Here is a 1,488-nt window from a genome sequence, read left to right as displayed (position 1 = left end):
ATATGGCCGTGAGGGGGCCCCTCACGGCCATTTCGGGCAGTCGGGCTACCGGCTCGGCGCCCAGCCGCGGAGGGTTGCGGGGATCGCCGAGCGGAAGGTGTGCTCGGCTGTGGCGGTGTCGAGTGCTCCCGCCAGTTCGAGGGTCACGAGGCCGTGCAGGGTCACCCAGAGCGAGAGCGCGATCGATGTCGCGTCGCCGGTGAGTGCGGACTCCGCCAGTGCGCGGTCGATGGCGTGCATGAGCGGCCGGACGGGGTCGCCGGTGCCGATCGCGCCGGACGGGTCGAAGGTCTGCACCCCGCCGAACAGCACCCCGTAGAGGTGCGGGTGCTCGCGTCCCCAGCGCCGGTATGCCGCGCCGAGGGCGTAGAGGTCGGCGACCGGGTCGTCGGAGGTCGGCACCGCCGCCAAGTCGTGGAACAGTCCGGCGACCGCCCTGTTTCGGGCTTCGTCGATCAACGCGTCCTTGCTGCCGAACAGCGTGTACACCGCGGCCGTGGCGGTTCCGGCGGCGGCCGCCAGTGCGCGGACCGTGATCGACTCGCGTGGCCGGGTGGCGAACAACTCGATGGCCGACTCGACAAGGCGTTCCTTCACGGTGTCGTCGTTCGTCCTCGGCCTTGCCACGGTGACCAGTCTAGCGAACAGTGCTAACGTTGTTTTGAAACTTAGTTTTGAAACTCGCGCAAGGAGTCTGATGGCGAACCCCTTCGTCCGTTCCGCCCGCTTCCTCGGTCGCCTGGTCTTGGCTTTGGCGGCCGTCGCGGGCTTGGCGGCCCTGTTCCTGGTGCTGATCGTCCTGACGGACGGCGCTGCCTCGGGGATCGCGGCCTGGCTGGTGACTGTCGCGGCCGGTGTCGCCGTCGCGATCCGGCGTGTCCGCGGCCGTGCATGGCCGCGCAAGCTCGTGCCGCTCTTGCCGGTGGTCGTCGTCGCGGCGCTGACGGCGTCGGTCTGCATCCCGGATGCGCCGACCGACCGGCGGTATCCGCCGTCGCTGCCGTTCGTGGCGACGCAGCAGTGGAGCCTGGCCACGGGAAGCCGGGTCGCGGTGTACCACTACCCGCCCGGCCCGGAAGGCACCCGCCACGCAACGCCGCTCGTGTACCTGCACGGGGGACCCGTCCGCGGCATCTCGGTGCTCGATCACCAATTCCTGCAACTCCTGGCGGGAAAGGGCTACGACGTCTACGCCTTCGAGCACGCGGGCGGCGGACGAAGCGAGCTGCTTCCCATGGAGGAGTACGGCATCTCCAGATCGGTCCGCGATCTCGAAGCGTTCATCGACCACCTGGACAAGGGGCCGGTCGACGTGCTCGGATTCTCCTCGGGAGCGGTCGTACTCACCCGCGAACTGGCTGAGCCGAACGCCGCCACCCGCGTGCACAGAGCGATCATCGCCGAACCCGGCCCGATGGACGGACCCACCGCGGGGATCGCCGGGCAGCAAGGACGGCCGAGCGCGCGCGGCCTCGCACCGCCCATGAG

At 69.9% G+C, this 1,488-nt stretch carries 2 protein-coding genes; one reads left to right on the top strand and one right to left on the bottom strand.

Features of this window, described 5'->3' with window-relative positions; genetic code table 11:
• Positions 1-45: 45 nt before the first annotated feature.
• On the bottom strand, positions 46-627 hold the full coding sequence (locus FNH05_RS37255; RefSeq protein WP_144593520.1) for a TetR-like C-terminal domain-containing protein: 582 nt from the start codon (positions 625-627) through the stop codon (positions 46-48).
• A gap of 70 nt (positions 628-697) precedes the next feature.
• Between FNH05_RS37255 and FNH05_RS37250 the strand changes: the two genes are divergently transcribed.
• On the top strand, positions 698-1,488 hold a 791-nt coding region (locus FNH05_RS37250; RefSeq protein ID WP_222426830.1), incomplete at its 3' end, for an alpha/beta hydrolase.

It is taken from the genome of Amycolatopsis rhizosphaerae, from assembly GCF_007713715.1.
GTDB classification, from domain to species: domain Bacteria; phylum Actinomycetota; class Actinomycetes; order Mycobacteriales; family Pseudonocardiaceae; genus Amycolatopsis_E; species Amycolatopsis_E rhizosphaerae.
The sequence above is the reverse complement of the archived record's forward strand: the minus strand, read 5'-3'. Positions and strand labels throughout refer to the sequence as shown.